16 protein-coding genes and 1 riboswitch are annotated in these 19,696 nt (G+C 34.9%); of the genes, 7 read left to right on the top strand and 9 right to left on the bottom strand.

Annotation, left to right across the window (positions count from 1 at the left end):
* Positions 1-648 precede the first annotated feature (648 nt).
* Entirely contained in the window at positions 649-822 is a 174-nt protein-coding gene (locus AB3U99_RS08995; protein ID WP_400246961.1) for a hypothetical protein, read from the top strand.
* 124 nt (positions 823-946) lie between these two features.
* Positions 947-2,101 (top strand): aminotransferase A, encoded by a 1,155-nt coding sequence (locus tag AB3U99_RS08990; RefSeq protein WP_400246960.1) that lies wholly within the window; start codon positions 947-949, stop codon positions 2,099-2,101.
* Positions 2,102-2,139: 38 nt separating this feature from the next.
* Here the strand turns inward: AB3U99_RS08990 and AB3U99_RS08985 are convergent, their stop codons facing one another.
* The 4 genes from AB3U99_RS08985 to AB3U99_RS08970 all read right to left on the bottom strand — a co-directional run bounded on the left by AB3U99_RS08985 (position 2,140) and on the right by AB3U99_RS08970 (position 8,844).
* Positions 2,140-3,015, bottom strand: a complete 876-nt coding sequence (locus AB3U99_RS08985) for an NAD(P)-dependent oxidoreductase (RefSeq protein ID WP_400246958.1) — start codon at positions 3,013-3,015, stop codon at positions 2,140-2,142.
* Positions 3,016-3,200: 185 nt separating this feature from the next.
* Positions 3,201-5,846 (bottom strand): cation-translocating P-type ATPase, encoded by a 2,646-nt coding sequence (locus AB3U99_RS08980; RefSeq protein ID WP_400246957.1) that lies wholly within the window; start codon positions 5,844-5,846, stop codon positions 3,201-3,203.
* A 1,013-nt stretch (positions 5,847-6,859) separates the two neighbouring features.
* Positions 6,860-8,578: a phosphoenolpyruvate--protein phosphotransferase gene (gene ptsP / locus AB3U99_RS08975; protein WP_400246955.1), complete on the bottom strand. Its 1,719-nt coding sequence runs from the start codon at positions 8,576-8,578 to the stop codon at positions 6,860-6,862.
* Positions 8,578-8,844 carry a phosphocarrier protein HPr gene (locus AB3U99_RS08970; protein ID WP_031534161.1) on the bottom strand — a complete coding sequence of 89 codons (267 nt, stop codon included), beginning with the start codon at positions 8,842-8,844 and terminating at the stop codon, positions 8,578-8,580. The genes ptsP and AB3U99_RS08970 overlap by 1 nt, the downstream gene beginning before the upstream one ends.
* Before the next feature lie 772 nt (positions 8,845-9,616).
* Between AB3U99_RS08970 and AB3U99_RS08965 the strand changes: the two genes are divergently transcribed.
* Entirely contained in the window at positions 9,617-9,985 is a 369-nt protein-coding gene (locus AB3U99_RS08965; RefSeq protein ID WP_400246953.1) for a PilZ domain-containing protein, read from the top strand.
* 426 nt (positions 9,986-10,411) lie between these two features.
* Here the strand turns inward: AB3U99_RS08965 and AB3U99_RS08960 are convergent, their stop codons facing one another.
* Positions 10,412-10,606 carry a hypothetical protein gene (locus AB3U99_RS08960; protein ID WP_400246951.1) on the bottom strand — a complete coding sequence of 65 codons (195 nt, stop codon included), beginning with the start codon at positions 10,604-10,606 and terminating at the stop codon, positions 10,412-10,414.
* A 479-nt stretch (positions 10,607-11,085) separates the two neighbouring features.
* Here AB3U99_RS08960 and AB3U99_RS08955 point away from each other — a divergent pair, with 479 nt between their 5' ends.
* Positions 11,086-11,259: a YkvS family protein gene (locus AB3U99_RS08955; protein WP_065429081.1), complete on the top strand. Its 174-nt coding sequence runs from the start codon at positions 11,086-11,088 to the stop codon at positions 11,257-11,259.
* A 97-nt stretch (positions 11,260-11,356) separates the two neighbouring features.
* On the opposite strand, the gene AB3U99_RS08950 is transcribed toward AB3U99_RS08955, so the two are convergent.
* Complete coding sequence (locus AB3U99_RS08950; RefSeq protein WP_400246949.1) at positions 11,357-11,467, bottom strand: DUF6254 family protein; 111 nt, start codon at positions 11,465-11,467, stop codon at positions 11,357-11,359.
* A gap of 231 nt (positions 11,468-11,698) precedes the next feature.
* Positions 11,699-11,782, top strand: a riboswitch (glycine riboswitch).
* 138 nt (positions 11,783-11,920) lie between these two features.
* Between AB3U99_RS08950 and AB3U99_RS08945 the strand changes: the two genes are divergently transcribed.
* Positions 11,921-12,199: an ACT domain-containing protein gene (locus AB3U99_RS08945; protein ID WP_400246948.1), complete on the top strand. Its 279-nt coding sequence runs from the start codon at positions 11,921-11,923 to the stop codon at positions 12,197-12,199.
* A gap of 17 nt (positions 12,200-12,216) precedes the next feature.
* Complete coding sequence (locus AB3U99_RS08940; RefSeq protein WP_400246947.1) at positions 12,217-13,578, top strand: PFL family protein; 1,362 nt, start codon at positions 12,217-12,219, stop codon at positions 13,576-13,578.
* An 87-nt stretch (positions 13,579-13,665) separates the two neighbouring features.
* Here AB3U99_RS08940 and AB3U99_RS08935 read toward each other — a convergent pair whose 3' ends face one another.
* Positions 13,666-14,697 (bottom strand): hypothetical protein, encoded by a 1,032-nt coding sequence (locus AB3U99_RS08935; protein WP_400246946.1) that lies wholly within the window; start codon positions 14,695-14,697, stop codon positions 13,666-13,668.
* A 345-nt stretch (positions 14,698-15,042) separates the two neighbouring features.
* Between AB3U99_RS08935 and AB3U99_RS08930 the strand changes: the two genes are divergently transcribed.
* Positions 15,043-17,202: an AAA family ATPase gene (locus AB3U99_RS08930; RefSeq protein ID WP_400246944.1), complete on the top strand. Its 2,160-nt coding sequence runs from the start codon at positions 15,043-15,045 to the stop codon at positions 17,200-17,202.
* A gap of 48 nt (positions 17,203-17,250) precedes the next feature.
* Here AB3U99_RS08930 and AB3U99_RS08925 read toward each other — a convergent pair whose 3' ends face one another.
* Together AB3U99_RS08925 and AB3U99_RS08920 are read right to left on the bottom strand one after the other, a co-directional pair.
* Positions 17,251-18,945 (bottom strand): M3 family oligoendopeptidase, encoded by a 1,695-nt coding sequence (locus AB3U99_RS08925; RefSeq protein WP_400246942.1) that lies wholly within the window; start codon positions 18,943-18,945, stop codon positions 17,251-17,253.
* Positions 18,946-19,133: 188 nt separating this feature from the next.
* Positions 19,134-19,571, bottom strand: coding sequence for a MarR family winged helix-turn-helix transcriptional regulator (locus AB3U99_RS08920; RefSeq protein WP_400246941.1), 438 nt, complete (start codon positions 19,569-19,571; stop codon positions 19,134-19,136).
* Positions 19,572-19,696 lie beyond the last annotated feature (125 nt).

Raw genomic sequence — 19,696 nt, 5'->3', positions numbered from 1 at the left:
TTTTCACTACAAGAGAACCAACGATTAAATCATGTAATGGTTGTTTTTTCTCTGTAAAAGCAGCCAAAATTAAAAAGACTAAAAAGCAAACATACCGCCATTGTTCCGAAAAAAGCAACCATCATCAGCCCTATTATCGAGAAGATTTCTGCATCAGATAATGTTTCTACACTTGCCGGATCCACCTATATCTCTTCAGGGATTTCCATTGAATTCACAAACAAAGCAAAAATGACATTTGAAAGAATAGTAAGGGAATCCCGACAATGAATACTATCGATTAACATGCTCCAAGCGAATCCAAAATCCTGCTTCAGGTTAGTCGTTTTTTTCTATATGTATTGTTGTAACCATCTATTTTCCCCCCTCCTATTAATAGGATAAATGGAATTTATTATCTAAACAACCTTTTTTATGTAATGAGTGGTAGATTTACAATTTCTATACAATTATAGGATCCCTTTGTTTCCTTCCCTTTTCCACTTTAAAAGTTCATAAAATGTTTATTTATTTTTTACTATTTCGTGAAAAGTATAACAAAGACCTAGACGATTTAGAGCGATTGGAATAATCTAAAAGTGTAAGCAAGTGAAGAAGAGAATGAAAGGATTTTTTCTTAAATACATTTAAAGAGAGGACGAGTACACAATGAAAGGTACTGCAATTCTTTTTCATGAGGACTTATCTGTAACTTTTTTAGAAAATTTCGACTTAGAAGCATGGAAAAAACTCGAAGAAACAGACAATGCAACTAAAAGCTTAGAAAACCATGAACAATTATTAATAATGGAAGAAGACGTTGATTGGGATTATGGTTACTAATTCATATTAAATAGGTAGAGCAGTGATTGATATTTTTAATCATTGCTCTTTTTGTTTGTCTATGGTTTTCAATAATCTCCGCTTTTGATATCATAATAGAATATGTTACGATAGGAGACTAAATATGGAACATTTAATCAATAAAAAAGTTAAAAATATTGAGATTTCTGGCATCAGAAAGTTCTCTAATATGGTCGCTGGAAAGGAAGGGATGATTTCTTTAACAATTGGTCAGCCTGATTTTCCGACACCTCTTCATATTAAAGAAGCTGCTAAAACGTCCATTGACGAAAACTTTACTTCCTATACGCATAATGCTGGGGAGCTTGAATTACGGAAAGCTGCATCACAGTTCGTACATAAAAAATACAATCTTTCCTACGATCCTTCCACTGAAGTGCTGGTAACAGTTGGAGCTAGTGAAGCAATCGATATTACCTTTCGAACCATTCTCGATCAAGGAGTAGAAGTAATTCTTCCTGGTCCTGTATATCCTGGATATGAGCCAATCATCCGTTTATGTGGTGCCAATCCTGTATATTCAGACATTCGTGATACCGCTTTTCGTTTTACAGCGGACGTAATAAAAAAGTACATCACAGAAAAAACTAGATGCATCGTCTTACCCTACCCATCCAATCCTACAGGAGTTAGCTTATCGAAAGAAGAATTAATGGAAATTGCTGCTCTAATTAAGGGAAAAGACATCTTTATTTTAGCAGATGAAATATACAGTGAATTACTCTATGACCAAGCGCATGTGTCCATCGCGGAGTTTCTCCGCGAACAAACCATTGTCATTAATGGACTATCTAAATCCCATAGTATGACAGGATGGAGAATTGGACTATTATTTGCTCCAGCCTATCTTAGTCAGCAAATAATTAAAGTACATCAATATAATGTAACTTGTGCCTCCTCTATCTCTCAAAGGGCTGCATTAGAGGCGTTAACTGTTGGTATAAATGATGCCGAGCCGATGAGAGATGACTATAGAGAGCGAAGAAAGTATGTGTATGATCGCTTAACCTCTATCGGATTAGATGTAGTAATGCCTGATGGTGCTTTTTATTTCTTCATATCAGTTCCGACAACAAAGTTGAATTCCTTTGACTTTTGTCTAGATTTAGTCGATAAAGTAAATTTAGCTGTTGTTCCTGGAAGTGCTTTTTCTGCATTAGGAGAAGGATATTTCCGCATATCATTTGCATATTCAATGGAAACCTTAGAAGAGGCATGTAATCGATTAGAGAACTATATGACAACGTATATGAATTAGAAGCAAAGAGCTTCCACAGAAGTGGAAGCTCTTTATAATCAATCCCAATATTTAAATAAAGCTTGTGTGCCGCTCTCTTCTTCTCCTTTAGCAGATAAATGACTATATAATGTTTCTGCAAGAGATAGACCAGGAGTTTCCATGTTCATTCCCTCTGCTTCTTTAAGGGCAATCCGCATGTCTTTAATAAAATGCTTTATATAGAAGCCTGGCTCAAAATCGCCTTTTATCATTCTTGGCGCAAGATTACTTAGGGAGAAGCTTCCGGCTGCACCAGTTGATATACTTTCTAGAACTTTCTCTGGCTCTAATCCAGCATTCTTTGCATAAACAATAGCTTCCGTAACGCCAATCATCGTAGAGGCAATGGCAATTTGGTTACACATTTTTGTATGCTGACCGGATCCTGCAGGTCCTTGGTAAACAATATTTGTCCCTAGTATTTCGAATATGGACTGGAGTTCTTTAAAAACCTCTTCGTCGCCACCAACCATAATAGATAATTTGGCATCTCTTGCTCCAACATCTCCACCGCTAACAGGTGCATCCACAGCAAAAATATTTTTCTTTTTTGCTTCTTCATATATTTTCTTCGCAAGGCTTGGAGTAGATGTAGTCATATCGATTAAATAGGTATTTTCACTTGCATTGTTAACTAAGCCATGCTCCCCTAAATAGACTTCCTCTACATCTTTCGGATAACCAATAATCGTAATGATTACATTTGCCTTCAAAGCCATCTCGTACGGACTGTCGACCCATTCTGCTCCTTCTGCTACAAGGTCGCTTGCTTTTTCTTTCGTGCGATTATGTACAATAACGGGATAACCTGCCTGTAATAAATGCCTTGCCATACTTTTCCCCATTACTCCTGTACCGATAAAGCCAATGGTAGTAGTTTCTTTTGCCAACATTCTATTCCTCTCCTTTATACAATGTCTATTATTAATTAAACATTGTTTTTCTTTATAGTATCATGAAAACATTTATAATTGTCTAAATTCTCCTTTGAAAGTTAGAATCACGCTGAAAGGAAAAACTACCCATTATACAAATCTTTATCACCGATTGTATATGTAAAGGTAGTTTTTCTTTCAGCTTATTTGCGTAATATTCTCACTATAAGGACTTTCATTATTTCCATTGCAATCACAGCAGCGATTGCTAAGCCAGTTGCTATTAACCATTCGTTCATGCCAAATGAAGCTGGAATAGCAAAGACTTCTCTAGAAAATGGCAAGATGGTAATCAAATATAACAAGAAGCATATTCCAACAGCACCTAATACATATTTATTGGAAAATATACCAACACCAAAAACCGTTTGTGTACTAGATCTAGCAGCAAAAGTCTGCAAAGAACGTGAAAGGATTAAAGTCGTGAAAGCCATAGCGACTCCTAATTCATCCGAATGCTGTAACCCAATATAATGGGAGATAATAACCGCTATACCAATTAATACTCCTCTTACAACGACTGCTCGAAGTGTTCCACCGGCAAAGATTCCCTCTTTAACATCTCTTGGTTTGCGCTTCATTACACCTGGCTCTGATTTTTCCATCCCAAGTGCAATCGCTGGCAAGGAATCATTCACTAAATTAATAAATAACAGCTGTAATGCTGTAAAAGGATTTGCCCAACCTGCTATTACGGCAAATAGTATGGCAATAATTGCCCCAAAATTGCCTGCAAATAAATAACCAATTGATTTTTTAATATTATCAAAAACAGTTCTTCCTACACCAACAGCATTAACAATTGACACAAAATTATCATCCGTTAATATCATATCAGCTGAATCTTTGGCTACATCCGTTCCACTCCCCATTGCAATACCAATATCAGCCTGTTTTAATGCTGGTGCATCATTGACACCATCTCCTGTCATAGCAACAATTCGATTCTTCTTTTGCCACGCTCGAACAATTCGAATTTTATTCTCTGGAGACACACGAGCATAAACAGAGATATTCTCTAATTTTTGGTCTAATTCCACTTCCGATAAGGAATCTAACTCTTGACCAGTTAATGCAATATCGTTCTCCTTCATTAAACCGATTTTGCGACCGATTGCCTGGGCAGTTGTTTTATGATCCCCGGTAATCATCACAGTACGTATCCCTGCATTCTTTGTTTGCTCAATCGATCCATATACTGCCTCACGTGGAGGATCCATCATTGCACTTAACCCAACTAGAATAATATCGGCCTCATCTTCTTCTGTAATTGCCGTTTTATCCTTCGACATTATTTTATAGCCATAGGCTAGTACTCGCAATGCTTGACGGGAGAAATCTTCATTCGCTTCCTGAAATTTGTTTAACCATTCATTTGTAAAAGGTACTTCTTTTTCATTGACTAGTACTTTCGTAGCCCGATTGAACATGACATCTGGGCCACCTTTTATAAGCATAATCCGTTGATTATCGATTGTATGGACGGTAGACATTAACTTTCGATCTGAATCAAACGGTAGTTCTGCTTCTCTAGGATATCTTGAACGAATTTCTTCATAATTTCTTTTTCCATCATTATAGAAATTAATTAAAGCAACTTCCGTTGGATCTCCTACTTCCCTATTTTCTTTATTAATATAGGAATCATTACATAAAACTGCTATATTTAAGAGCAATCTTTCTGATTGATTCCAATGGGCGGAATCTTCCGGAAGGTGCTCTCTTTCTCCTTCTGGAATGAAATAATCGGTTACGGTCATTTTATTTTGTGTCAATGTCCCTGTCTTATCTGTACAAATCACACTTGTTGAACCTAATGTTTCTACCGCAGGCAATTTACGGATAATCGCACTTTGTTTAGCCATCTTATTTGTTCCGACAGACAGGACAATCGTAACAATGGAAGATAACGCCTCTGGAATAGCCGCTACCGCAACAGCAACTGCAAATAATAATGCGTTCAGAATGGAAGTAGTGACATCTACAGTTTCGTCTCCCAACCATATTCTTAATGCTTGGATAGCAAAAATAAGAATAGATAAAATGAGAATTCCTACTCCTAATTTCTTACTAAACGCTCCAAGCTTCTGTTGTAATGGTGTCTGTTTTTCTTCAGCTGTATTTAGCATATCAGCGATTTTACCGATTTCCGTTTTTTCACCAGTACCAGTTACTACAAAAGTGCCTCGTCCATAAACAACCAAGGAACTGCTATAGACCATATTAATACGATCACCAAGAGCAGATTCTTCTGAAATAACCTTATCTTGTTTCTCAATCGCTTCTGATTCACCTGTTAGCATCCCTTCATTCACTTTCAAGGAACCACTTTCTACTATTCTCCCATCTGCTGGAACATAGTCACCAGCTTCTAGGAAAACAATATCTCCTGGGACTAGCTCGCGTGCTGGAATCGTACTATTCGTATTATCTCGTCTCACTTTTGCCTCTGGAGCACTCATATTTCGCAAGGCATCTAATGAACTTTCTGCTTTTTTTGTTTGAATAACACTAATAACTGAATTGAGCAATAACACTAAAAAAATAATTAGTGATTCGACAAATTTTCCCATTATCAGTTGGATAACGATTACTACTAATAACACAATAACCATGGGATCTTTAAACGTTTCTATAAAGAGCTTCCATGTTGGCACTTTTTCTTTATCTTGGAGCTCATTATATCCATCTTTCCCCAAAATCTCATTTGCTTTGTCTGATGTTAAACCTTGTTCAGATGACTGTAACTCTTTTAATACGACATCTTTGTCCTTTTGATAAAAATCCACTTGACTTTATTCATCTCCTTCATACTTTGTCTTGTTAGTATATTTTTGCCGTTTCTAGGAATACCAACATAGAACGAATAAACATTTCTTTGTTCATATGTATAACAGAAAATCCTTTTTAAAACCCCTTCCCATTATTTATTCCCGATAAACCTGTCCAAATAAATAGAAAGAACTATTTTCGTAAAGTTTGTTACAATGAAAATAGCTTAAAACACTTTACATCCTTGCGGGAAAATTAGAGCCTACTCGGTATAATTCATCAGTGGGGGTACTTTCCGCCCCCACTGATGGTTAGTCGAACCACTTTAGACCCTTTACAAATAGTTGAGTTAATCTCCCACCTATTTTCCTTTCATGCTCATTATATCTTGGCGTTTAATAGTGGATATAAGAATATTTATATTTTACCTCTATCCTTTTCTTTTCATGTATGGATCTTTATAACCACCAAAAATCTTATATCCGAGGCTGGGACATAAGTATCCCAACCAAATATAAACCCTAACAATTTTACGAAGATGTTAATAAAAATTCGTATTATTATATGGGTTTTTAAATTTTTTAGAATAGACGGTTTATGGTTATCACCCGTCTTTCCAATTAATTAAGTTTTTCTATTCCCAGAATAGTAAATAGAAAAACAATCTTTAAAAACGGAGTGGAGCGGAGGACACTCAACTCCTGCGGGCAGTAGAGACGGCTTTAGACCCCAGCGCCTAGAGTGTCCGTAGTGTAATGGAATGAATTAGTTTTTACACTGACTGTATTTAAAATCATAAATAACTCGCTTGAAAAAGTAGCCTTTATTTAAGTGCTAAATTAAAGATTATTCGTCTTCACAGATTTGCTATTTAGTTTTGTCCCAGCCTCTTTATAACCACAAAAAAACTGACTAGAATCATCTAGTCAGTTCAAATAAGGGGAAAATGAGAATAGCGTTAAGCTAACTTGTAAAAGAGCTTATGCTATTTTTATTTATACCCACTATTTTTAAGGTTAAACCTATTTTATTAAGAAAGTTTTGCTGCAGCTTTTACTGCTTCCATAACTTCTTCTGTTGTAGACATTTGTAATGCTTTTTCTGCTAATTCTTCCATTTCTGCTTTAGAAAGGTTTAGAATTTGTGATCTTGCTTTTAAGATAGATGTAGCACTCATAGAGAATTCATCTAAGCCTAATCCTAATAATAAAGGAATTGCTGTTTCATCTCCTGCCATCTCTCCACACATGCCTGCCCATTTACCTTCTTTATGTGCTGCATCGATAACCATTTTAACAAGACGTAAAATAGAAGGATTGTATGGCTGGTAAAGATAAGAAACACGTTCATTCATACGGTCTGCAGCCATTGTGTATTGAATTAAGTCATTTGTACCAATACTGAAGAAGTCTACTTCTTTAGCAAATTGATCTGCAAGAACTGCTGTAGAAGGTATTTCAACCATGATACCTAACTCAATTTTTTCTGCAACTTTAACGCCTTCACTTGTTAAGTTAGCTTTTTCTTCTTCTAATAGAGCTTTCGCAGAGCGGAACTCATTTAATGTAGCAATCATTGGGAACATGATTTTTAGATTTCCATATGAGCTTGCACGTAATAATGCTCTTAATTGTGTACGGAAAATATCTTGCTCCTCTAAGCATAAACGAATTGCACGGAAACCTAAGAATGGGTTCATTTCTTTTGGAAGATCTAAATAAGGTAACTCTTTATCTCCACCAATATCTAATGTCCGTACAACAACTGGCTTCCCTTTCATGCCTTCAAGGACAGCTTTGTAAGATTCAAACTGCTCATCTTCTGTAGGAAGCTGATCTCTACCCATGTAAAGGAATTCAGTACGGTATAAACCAACTGCTTCCCCACCATTATTAATAACACCTTCTAAATCATTTGGTGTACCAATATTTGCTGCAAGCTCTACGTGAACGCCATCTGAGCTAACTGTTTGTTCATTCACTAGTTTTGCCCATTCTGCTTTTTGTTGTTCATATTGTTCTGCCGTCTTTTTATAGCTTTCTACCACTTCAGGCGTTGGATTAATATGGATTTCTCCTTTTAATCCATCAACAATTACTAAATCGCCATTATTAATTTCTTCTGTTGCCTTTTTAGTACCAACAACAGCCGGAATTTCTAAAGAGCGAGCCATAATTGCTGAGTGAGATGTTCTACCGCCAATATCTGTTGTGAATCCTTTAACAAATTGACGGTTAAGCTGTGCTGTATCAGATGGTGTTAAATCTTCTGCAACAACTACTACTTCTTCGGAGATCATACTTGGGTTTGCCAAATGCACGCCTAAAAGATGAGACATTACACGCTTCGTCACGTCACGAATATCTGCAGCTCTTTCTTGCATGTATTCATTATCCATTGATTCAAACATTGTAATAAACATATCTGTTGTTTCTTTTAATGCGTATTCAGCATTCACTAGGTCTGTTTTAATTTTATCTTCAATAGGTGCAATTAATTCTGGATCACTTAATACTAATAAATGCGCTTCAAAAATCGCAGCTTTATCCGCACCAAGCTCTTTATTAGCTTTTTCACGAATAGCTTCTAATTCTGATTTTGCTTTCGTTAAAGCATCTTGAAAACGAGAAATTTCATTTTCTGCATTTTCAACAGTAGTCTTGTCAAAAGAAAGATCTGGTTCAACTAAACGATATGCTTTAGCAATGGCTATTCCACTAGATGCAGCAATTCCCTGTAAAAAACTCATTATTCTGCTAAACCTTCTTTATTTAAAGTTTCTTGTAATCCATTAATTGCTTCTTGCTCGTCGTTACCTTCTGCAATAATTTTAATTTCAGCACCTTGAGCAATACCTAATGACATAACACCCATAATCGACTTAAGATTTACTTTTTTCTCTTTGTATTCTAATTGAATATCTGAATCAAATTTGCTAGCTGCTTGTACTAAAAGTGTTGCTGGTCTAGCATGAATTCCTGTATCTGCAATAACTTTAAATTGTTTTTCTACCATAATAAAATCATTCTCCTTTATCGATTAAGTTATAAGATGTAACATATAGACAAACTTTTCAAACTTAAACAACCTTAATATAAATTAACAATTGTTTATCATTAATAATATATAATTTTTATATTACAATTGTAAACTGAAAGCTATGTATTTTGTCGAAAAATATCGCTGTCTATGCACACAAACTTTCTTCACAACTATTTATAGCATCTTCTAAAAAGATGAGAACATGTAATAACCTGTTCAAAAATAGACAGGCAATTTAAGTTTTTGAAAAAGACATCTCAAATGAAAGAATAGCATTTCTTTCTTAACTAGACAATCAAAATTTATTAAACGACAAAAAATTGTTAACTTTATGGCGAAAATTAGTACATTATATACGATAAGGGATTACTCGGGTGACGTTACTTCCTGTTTAGTAAAATCCCCTAATTATAAATTTTTATACAATTAATAATACGGCTCTTCTCTTAAAAGATTGTTGCTATTGAAAAAACAACAATTTTTTGGAAACAGCCTAAAACTATGTTGAACAAACATTTGTGACAAATCCTTCAAACATTCGAATAGAAACTATTAATTAATCGAAAAATATATTGCATTATCTCGTTAAACAAGCTTTAATATTATTGAACTTTCAGTATGAATTAGTTAATCTTTTGAAAATATAAAGCTGGTTGTTTTCGTCTAATTCACACTATTTTCAACATCATAAATATAAATTCCTAATTGGAAACAACTGTGAAAAATAGTTAAAGGGAGGGAAAGTATGAGATACAAACGAAATGAAGCTTTTCGTTATCAATTGAATGATTCTCTTGACGCTGTATTTACACTAAAGGTCGATGAAGATACACTTTCTAGTAAAGGGCATGCCCTTATCTATAATATAAGTCCCAATGGATTAAGATTTCGCACAGAATATGACTTACCTGTTGGTGATTCACGCTTATTATTACAGCTTCAATTCATTTTAAATGGAACCGAAATAAGTATGCCTGGCCAAATCACCTGGAAGAAAAAACTTGGCAATCTATTTGAATATGGCTTTGAGGGAACTGGAGATAATGAATCAAAACAGAAGATAATCAATGGCTTAAAGGAACTTTCTCGAATGGATAATAAAGATACTCTTTAAAAAGGGATGTTGTTTGTTATGTTTGTTGTTAATATTACAAGATTCTTGAATACTCTTCACTTTTTGCTTGACCACTGAACTTTTTCAGTGGTCGACTTTTTCTTTTGGGGTCCCCTCCTTTCTTACTAATCGCCTCAACAAGTCTCAGTGTATTTTGGCTGCTCCATTATGATAAATATACATTTTCCCATGTTCAAAACAATTGAAATAAATAAACCTCGTTTTCCATCCCAGTTTGTATATAACTAGATAAAGTGAAACTTCTATCAGTGGGGATTCCTTCATCCCCCACTGATAGTTAGTTGAAACCTTCGGACATATACGGACGGACAGTGGATCTCCCGCCTTACTTCCTCGAATTCTCTTTAGCAAGAAGGGCTTTACTGTCCATTTAGAGTGGGATATTAAGCGAAGTTTACTTTCTTTTTAACTTCTTGGTTCGTCCATATATTTATACGTTACATCTCCGCCAATTTCTGCTATTCCTTTAAAATGCTTAAAGTCTTCTCTCTTTACCAATTCTGTTCGAAACGTAAGAAACTCCTCTTTTTTAACGCGATAGCTTTCTATTTCTTTATTCTTTAACTGCTCTAATATTTCTTCAGCCAATTCCTTATTCATGCAAATCACCAATTATCCTTTCTATCATTTTCAGTCCATATTTTAATTTATTGTTATGTTTTACGCAAAGAATTCTACACATTTCCTTTTTTAATATTATTTTTTGATATTATTATGTATATTTTTCCTAATTATGTTATAATATCATCTAATATTAGAAAAGTGTAACAATTAGTGATAGGCGAATTCTAGCATAATGAAGTAGAAACTCACTTACTTCACTTTCTTTTATATTAAAAATACATATTTTTTCGATAAATAGTATTCCCTTTATTTTCATCATGCTAGGTTGGACTTACCTTCAAGCAGCAACCAAAAAGACCTATTTCAAAAAAGTAAATGATACACATTTTAATTGCAGTTTCATAGTATATATTTATTAAGATTACTATTCTGCTATTTTTTACGAATAAGTTCTAAATAGTGCAAACTATAACCAGAATTTATATAAAATTTGGAATGATAAGGAGAGATTGTGAGTGAAAAGAGCTGAGGTTGGAAATATAATTGAATTTAGAGGATTACAAGGAATCGTTGAAAAGGTAAATGAAAATTCAGTCATTGTAGATTTAACTTATATGAATAATTACCGTGATTTAGAATTAGAACAAAGAACAGTTGTTAACCACAAAAACTATCGTATCATAAAATAAATGTTTAAATAGAAAAAAGAAGTCATACTAGGGTTTCCTCCTTTTATTGACTTCTTTTTTGTATGCGCTTTATTTAATATATATAATAAGGAAGAAACTATTCTTCCGCCAATTCTTTTTTTGTCTTTACTTTCCCATGTGGCTTTTGTTTCTGCTTACGCACGGTCCATTCTCTTTCCTTTTCCCTATGTGCTTTTGACACCTTCATCACCTCCATCCTTTCCGTTTTATCATAAACATTATTTACTTTTTTATCCCTCTTATCAGCTACGAACTTATCCCATTTTTTATGTGTTATTTTTCTACGGATTTAAGCTAGTCAAGATCCATAGCACTCCTGACAAATATTTGGTTGACCACATGAAAAAAAACTGTTAACATCACATTATATTTCTTAAATAAATTGCATGCTATGAATGTTATGGATCAAACTATAACAGGAGCAGCTTCTGGAGAGACCGTTTTTATTTGCAAACGGCACCGAAGGATTCACAATCTCAGGTAAAAGGACAGAAGAACAACCAATACATATTAGCTTATCATGTCCTGGTTCTTCTTATCCTTTGAAACAGATTGGTGTATCCAATCTGTTTTTTTTCATACATTCATTAAATAGTTTTATTTGAGAAGCATACAAAATTGTGAGGTATGAGGTGAAATAATGGTTCAACAACGTCGAGCAGTCGTAAGTGTAATTGGAAAAGATCAAATTGGAATTATCAGTAAGGTCACGACAATCCTTTCTAATAATCACATTAATATCCTAGATATCAGTCAAACCATTCTACAAGATTTCTTTACAATGATGATGTTAGTAGATATTACCGATAAAGAAAACTTAGATAGCTTAACAAAACAGTTTGATGAATTAAGCGAGCAACTTCATTTAAAAATAAATATCCAATTAGAAGAAATTTTCCAATCTATGCACCGTGTCTAAGAAAAGAGGGTCAGAAAATGAAAATTGCATTGAATGAAATGATGGAAACCATCAATATGGTACAGATGGAAAACCTTGATATTCGTACTGTTACGATGGGAATCAGTCTCTATGATTGTGCTGATTCAGATTTTCAAAAATTAAATGAGTCTGTCTATAAAAAAATAACCACGTATGCAAGCAAATTAACGGAAGTAGCAAATGCTGTTGAAAAGGAATATGGCATTCCCATTATTAATAAACGTATTTCTATCACTCCAATTGCTGAAATTCTAGGAAATAGTACAGTAGAACAAGCAGTAACACTAGCAAAAACACTAGATAAAGCTGCAAAGGATTTAAATGTAGATTTTATCGGCGGCTACTCTGCCCTTGTTCATAAAGGAGTTTCTAAAGGAGATCAAACATTATTAGATGCCCTTCCAGAGGCACTTTCTGTGACAGAACGCGTTTGCGCCTCCGTATCTGTTGCTACGACAAGAACAGGTATTAATATGGATGCAGTAAAACAAATGGGAGAAATCATCAAAAAAGCTGCGGAAAATACAAAGGATCAAAATGGTTTAGCTTGTGCTAAGCTAGTTGTTTTCTGTAATCCTGTTGAGGATAACCCATTTATGGCTGGAGCCTTCCATGGTGCTGGTGAAGGAGAAGTTGTAATCAATGTTGGTGTTAGTGGACCTGGCGTTGTATTAAGTGCTTTGAAGAAATATCCTGAAGCTGATTTAGGTGAAGTCTCAGAAATCATCAAAAAAACTACCTTTAAAATAACTCGAGCTGGGGAATTAATCGGACGTGTCGTTGCCGATCGTTTAGATGTTCCGTTTGGAATTATGGATTTATCCCTTGCGCCGACTAATGCTATTAATGATAGTGTTGCAGAAATTTTAGAAGAAATTGGTTTAGAGCGTGTCGGAACACATGGTACTATTGCTGCTTTAGCTTTAATGAACGATGCAGTAAAAAAAGGTGGAGCAATGGCAAGTAGTTATGTTGGTGGATTAAGCGGCGCCTTCATTCCAGTCAGTGAGGATAATGGGATGATTAAAGGAATTTTAGATAATAGCTTAACCCTTTCTAAACTGGAAGCAATGACTTGCGTATGCTCTGTTGGACTTGATATGATTGCCCTTACTGGAGATGCTACACCAGCTACGTTATCAGCAATCATTGCCGATGAAGCTGCTATTGGAATGATCAATAAAAAAACAACAGCTGTCCGTGTCATCCCTGTACCTGGGAAAAAAGAAGGAGAAATCGTAGAATTCGGTGGCCTTTTAGGCAGAGCACCTGTAATGGGAGTCAATCCATTTAGTTCAGCTAAACTAATTGACCGTGGCGGACGTATACCATCCCCACTACAAGCTTTAATTAACTAATATTATTTTTCACATGACAAATACGTATCCCTTTCCTTTTTATAAAAACAGGAAAGGGATATCTTCTTGGAAGAAGTTAAAAACATATTATTTAGGCACAGGCTTAATCCATAAGAACAACAAGAATACTAAGCTTATATAACCAAATATAGGATATAAAAACGATAATAGTGTGCCATACTGTACAAAACTAATTAAATAGGAAACCAAGATAATCCCACCAATTAATACCATACTTGGTAAAGGAATAATGCTCCGTAACTGCCTCTCTAACCCATAGATATTTCCAATAACCGAACTAAAAATTTCTCCATATATCACTAAAATATAAACCCATGAAAGCTGTGGTGCTAAATTTTTCATAATAGTAGCCATCGGAATAGAATACAGGTAAACATTCTTAAGCATAATAAGGGAAAAATGACTGGATATCAGAATCATCATAAGTGCAATTCCACCTAATATACCTCCCCATTTAACCACTTCTTCATCACCAATTTCAGAGGCCGCGGGTACTAACACCGCAATTGCTAAAGCCAAATTTAAGGCAGTATACGAAAATGGAGAGCTGATCATTTTCCAAGTAATGGACTCTATTTGAAAAATCTCTCCAAAAAATCCTGGCAAAGAAACGGATAGAAAAAAGAGAATAAAGCTGAAACTAATCATAATGGGCACAACAAAAGTATTTACGGCAAATAACCCTCTTGTTCCTACCCTCATAACAATTAAAGAAAGGACAATTGTAAAAATAACTCCGATTGTTTTATTTAGACCGAGCTGCTCTTCGAATACAGCACCAGCGCCCGAAAACATCACTGCACAGACCCCTACTAGCATAAGCAATAATAGAAAGTTAATCATCGTGCCTACCACTTTACCAAATAAGTAAATAGTAAACTCTTGATAGGAAGAAGCCTTTATTTTGACAGAAATGCGCATTAATTTTGCACCAAAATACGCAAAAATAAATCCACTTAAAAGGATTCCTAACAAGCCGATAAATCCATATTGTGAAAAAAAGACTACTATTTCTCTTCCTGTCGCAAATCCAGCACCGACAACAGTGCCTACATACACCGCTGCGAGCTGTATTGCAGCATACCATTTATTTTTCACAGATTTCCCTCCCTACATCAACTATATGTTGAAATGGACAAACAATGACGAGCATTTTCTCTAATTGAAAAATAAATTTTTTAAACAAAATAGTTTCCTATTTTTGAACAATAATGTTTACCATAAAGGGAAATGAACCATTCGGATTTTACAGACATTATGACTCCCACCTATCTCCCTCGAATCCTCATAAGCAAGAGGTGAGAGACTTACTAAAGTTTAAGAGTGGAATAAAATCCCATATATATTTTTCAAGCAAAATGCTTGAAAGTCAAAAAAGGTCAAAGTATAATCGTAATTACAAAAGGTCAATATTAGTCAAATTCAAAAGGAGGATATTTATTTATGAAATGTGAAATTTGCCAACAAAACAGTGCCACCATCAGCTTACGATTTGTATTAAACAATATGGAGAGCACAATGAATCTTTGTCATGCTTGCTATCAAAAAGAAAAGCAAAAAATGACAGCCCAAAATGGCCCAATGTTTTTCCAACCTTCCCCTTTTGACGAGTTATTTCAATCATTTAACCAATCAAATTCATTCGGGGGAGCTAGTGCTTCAAAGGAAGCTCCTTTTATTAATAACAATAAAAAAGCTGGTATTCTCGATAAACACGGGAAAAACTTGAATCAAATGGCTAACGCTGGTTTGATTGACCCTGTTATTGGAAGAGAAAATGAAATTGAACGTGTAATCGAGATTCTAAATCGACGAAATAAAAATAATCCTGTTCTAATCGGGGAACCTGGTGTTGGGAAAACTGCGATAGCAGAAGGATTAGCTTTAAAAATTATCGAAGGCAATGTTCCTAAAAAATTACAAAATAAAGAAATTTACTTATTAGACGTGGCTTCCCTTGTTACAAATACAGGAATCCGCGGTCAATTTGAAGAAAAAATGAAGCAAGTCATTCAAGAAGTACAAGCTAGAAAAAATGTTATTGTCTTTATTGACGAAATTCATCAGCTAGTTGGAGCTGGCTCTGCAGAAGGCTCTATGGATGCTGGAAATATTTTAAAACCTGCATTAGCTCGCGGGGAACTGCATATCATTGGGGCAACGACCTTAAAAGAATATCGTCAAATCGAAAAGGATGCTGCCTTAGAGCGACGATTCCAGCCAGTGCAAGTGAGTGAGCCATCTGTTGAGGCAACGTTATCGATTTTAAATGGTATTAAGGACAAATATGAAAATTTCCATGAAGTTACTTATACAGAAGAAGCAATAAAAGCATGTGCGGAGCTATCTCACCGTTATATTCAAGATCGTTTCTTACCGGATAAAGCGATTGACTTAATGGATGAGGCGGGTTCTAAAATGAATCTTTCTTCTACTTATCAAAACACAGAAGAAATTGAAAGTCGTCTTGCAATGATAGCAAAAGAAAAAGAACAAGTATTAAAAGAAGAAAATTATGAGAAAGCAGCTCAATTACGTAAAGAAGAACAACAGCTTGAAAAAGCATTAAATGAACCAGTCAATGATGATAAGCCGATTGTGGATGTTGCCCTTATCCAGCAATTAATCGAAAAGAAAACTGGCATACCAGTAGGAAAATTACAGGAAGATGAGCAGCAAAAAATGAAGTTTTTAAGCGAACGATTAGCAGCTAAAGTAATTGGACAGGATGAGGCTGTTCGCAAAGTGGCTAAAGCTATTAAACGTAGTAGAGCAGGACTAAAATCAAAAACAAGACCAATTGGTAGCTTCCTATTCGTCGGTCCTACTGGCGTTGGGAAAACGGAACTTACCAAAACACTAGCAGAAGAATTATTCGGCAGCAAGGATAGTATGATTCGCCTAGACATGAGTGAATACATGGAGAAACATAGTATAAGTAAAATCATTGGTTCTCCTCCAGGATATGTTGGTCATGAAGAAGCGGGACAATTAACAGAGAAAGTTAGAAGAAATCCATATAGCATTATCCTGCTAGATGAAATTGAAAAAGCACATCCTGATATTCAATCAATCTTCTTGCAAATTTTAGAAGACGGCCGATTAACAGATAGCCAAGGACGCACTGTAAGCTTTAAAGATTCCGTTATTATCATGACAAGTAACGCAAGTGTCGGCCATAAACATAAAGTCGTTGGCTTTGGAAATAATGATGCGATTGAAGAAAGCAATCTATTACAAACACTCGGAAACTTCTTTAAACCAGAATTCCTTAACCGCTTTGATGCGATTATCGAGTTTAAAGCATTGGAGAGTGAACACTTACTACAGATTACAGACTTATTATTAGATGAGCTTTCTCAAAACCTACAAGAACAACAAATCACTTTACAGGTAGAAGAAACGGCCAAAGAGAAAATCGTGGAATTAGGAACACATCCAAGCTTTGGTGCTCGTCCTTTGAGAAGAGTGATTCAAGAGCATTTAGAAGACCAATTAGCAGATGTTATACTTGATGAGCCAACAGTAAAAGAATTAACTGCAGTTCTAGAGGACGACCAAATTAAGATCAAACCAGTTCAAACACAATCTATTACTAAATAAACTGCAAATAAGAAAACCGCGGGATGATTTCTAACCCACGGTTTTCTTTTATAGATTTCGATCTTCTACAGCACTTAACCACTCATCAATTACTCCGACAACAGACTCCACACAGCCATCTTCAAATGGAGAGATTAAATTAGCCTCTTTCACTAATTCAGTAAACGGCATGCTTCCGCCTAATTTGCAAAGCTTCACATAATCCGCCCAAGCATCTTCTTGATTCTCTCTTGAACGTTTCCAAAATTGGAATGCACATATTTGCGCTAATGTATAGTCAATATAATAGAATGGAGAATTAAAAATATGCCCTTGTTTTTGCCAAAAACCACCATTCTCTAAAAACTCATTTCCATCATAATCTAGATGAGGACTATATTTTTTCTCTATATTTCTCCAAGCGTTCTTTCTCTCTTTTGGAGTAGCTGTCGGATTTTCATATACCCAATGCTGGAATTCATCTACTGACACTCCATAAGGAAGGAATAGCAATGCTGAGCTTAAATGGGAAAACTTATATTTCTCTACATCTTCTTTAAAGAATAGTTCCATCCAAGGCCATGTAAAGAACTCCATGCTCATTGAATGAATTTCTGCTGCTTCATATGTTGGCCAATAGTATTCAGGAATATCAAATTCGCCACTAGAGTAAACCTGGAATGCATGACCTGCCTCATGTGTTAATACATCAATATCTCCTGATGTTCCATTGAAGTTAGAAAAAATAAAAGGCGCCTTATAATTTTCAATAAAGGTACAATAGCCGCCACCAGCTTTTCCCTTTTTAGCAACTAAATCCATTAATTCTGTTTCTCTCAAATAGGAGAAGAAATTACCTGTTTCTTTTGATAGTTCATCATACATCTTTTGACCATTTTCAACAATCCAGGCTGGATCTCCTTTAGGAGCAGCATTCCCCGTTAAAAATTCGAATGGCTCATCATAATATTTTAAGGAGTCTACCTCTATTCTCTGTTGCTGTCTTTCTTTTAATTTTGTTGTTAATGGTACGATATGTTCTTTTACTTGGTTTCTAAATGCTGCAACCATTTCAGCATTATAATCCGTACGATACATACGATAGTATGCGAGCTCGACAAAATTTTCATATCCTAGCTTTTGGGCAATTTCTGTACGAACCTTTACCATGTCATCATATATTCTATCTAACTGCTCTTCATGTTCACCAAAAAAAGCAAAACGAGCCTCACTCGCAGCCTTTCTAGTATCACGGTCTTTCGATTCCGTAAATGGCTGCAATTGTGCAAGTGTTCTTTCTTCTCCATCAAACATAATCTTCGCAGAAGCAACAAGCTTTGTGTATTCTGTTGATAGTTTATTTTCTTGTTGTAGAAGCTCTACTACTTCCTCAGAGAAAACTTTTAATTGGGCTTCTGCTAATGCAAAGAGTTGATGTCCCCATTTTTCTTCCAGTTGCTCTTTAAATTTGGATTGCACCAGCGCTTCGTAATATTTAGTGGTTAGCCCCTCAACTTTAGGAGATACTTCATCCATATAATCTTGTTCTTTTTGATAAAATTCATCATTCGTATCTACAGAATGGCGAATATAGCATAAATTAAACATAGTAGAAATGTCATTTCTAAGCTCGTTTATTTTCTTGATCGCCGTAATTTGTTGCTCGACATGCTCTGCATTGTTAAAATCTACTAATAATTCATTCATTTTAATTGAAAATTCATCTATATCTGGTCTTTTGTATGTAAATTCCGAAAACTTCATTTCTATACCCCCTATTTTTGTTCATTACCCTCTTTGTAAAGGCCTATTTATCTAATTATACATGAAAAATAACAATACAAATACAAAAAAGCGAATATTCATAATGGAAGATTTATTTCTAGAACACACCGAAATAAACTATTTTTCCATATAATGAATACTCGCTTTATAAACATATTGCGAAGCTATTATTTCCCCACAGATAAACCAATTCGTTTAATTAGTTCAATCGCCACATCTTTTTCCTCTTGTGATAGTTCAGACATGATTTCATGGATTCTTTGCTCGTGATTTGGAAAAATGCTTTCAATCAACTGCTTGCCATTTTCCGTGATTTGAGCGAATGTCACTCTTCGATCTGTTGGACAGGCAATTCTTCTTAAATATCCTTTTTCCTCCAGTTTATCAACTACATAGGTGATACTTCCACTTGCTAATAAAATCTTTCCACCGATTTGCTGTAACGGTTGATCCCCTTTATGATACAACAATTCGAGAACAGCAAACTCAGTTGGATTCAATCCATTTGCTGTAATTAATTTATTTACATTTTCATTTATTGCCCGATATGCTCGAGACATAACAATATATAATTTTAATGATTGTTCAATATCTTTTTTTTCCATATAAAACTTCCCTTATTAGTATAATTCAATATCTCGAATTCAAATAAATTATATTATTCTCCCTCAAATTTGTCAATTTCAGTAGAACCTCCGCCTATCATTGAGCTTTCACTGATTCATGTTAT

Origin of the sequence: Niallia tiangongensis (assembly GCF_044704065.1) — a bacterium.
GTDB classification, from domain to species: domain Bacteria; phylum Bacillota; class Bacilli; order Bacillales; family Cytobacillaceae; genus Niallia; species Niallia tiangongensis.
This window is presented reverse-complemented; position numbering and strand designations above follow the sequence as displayed.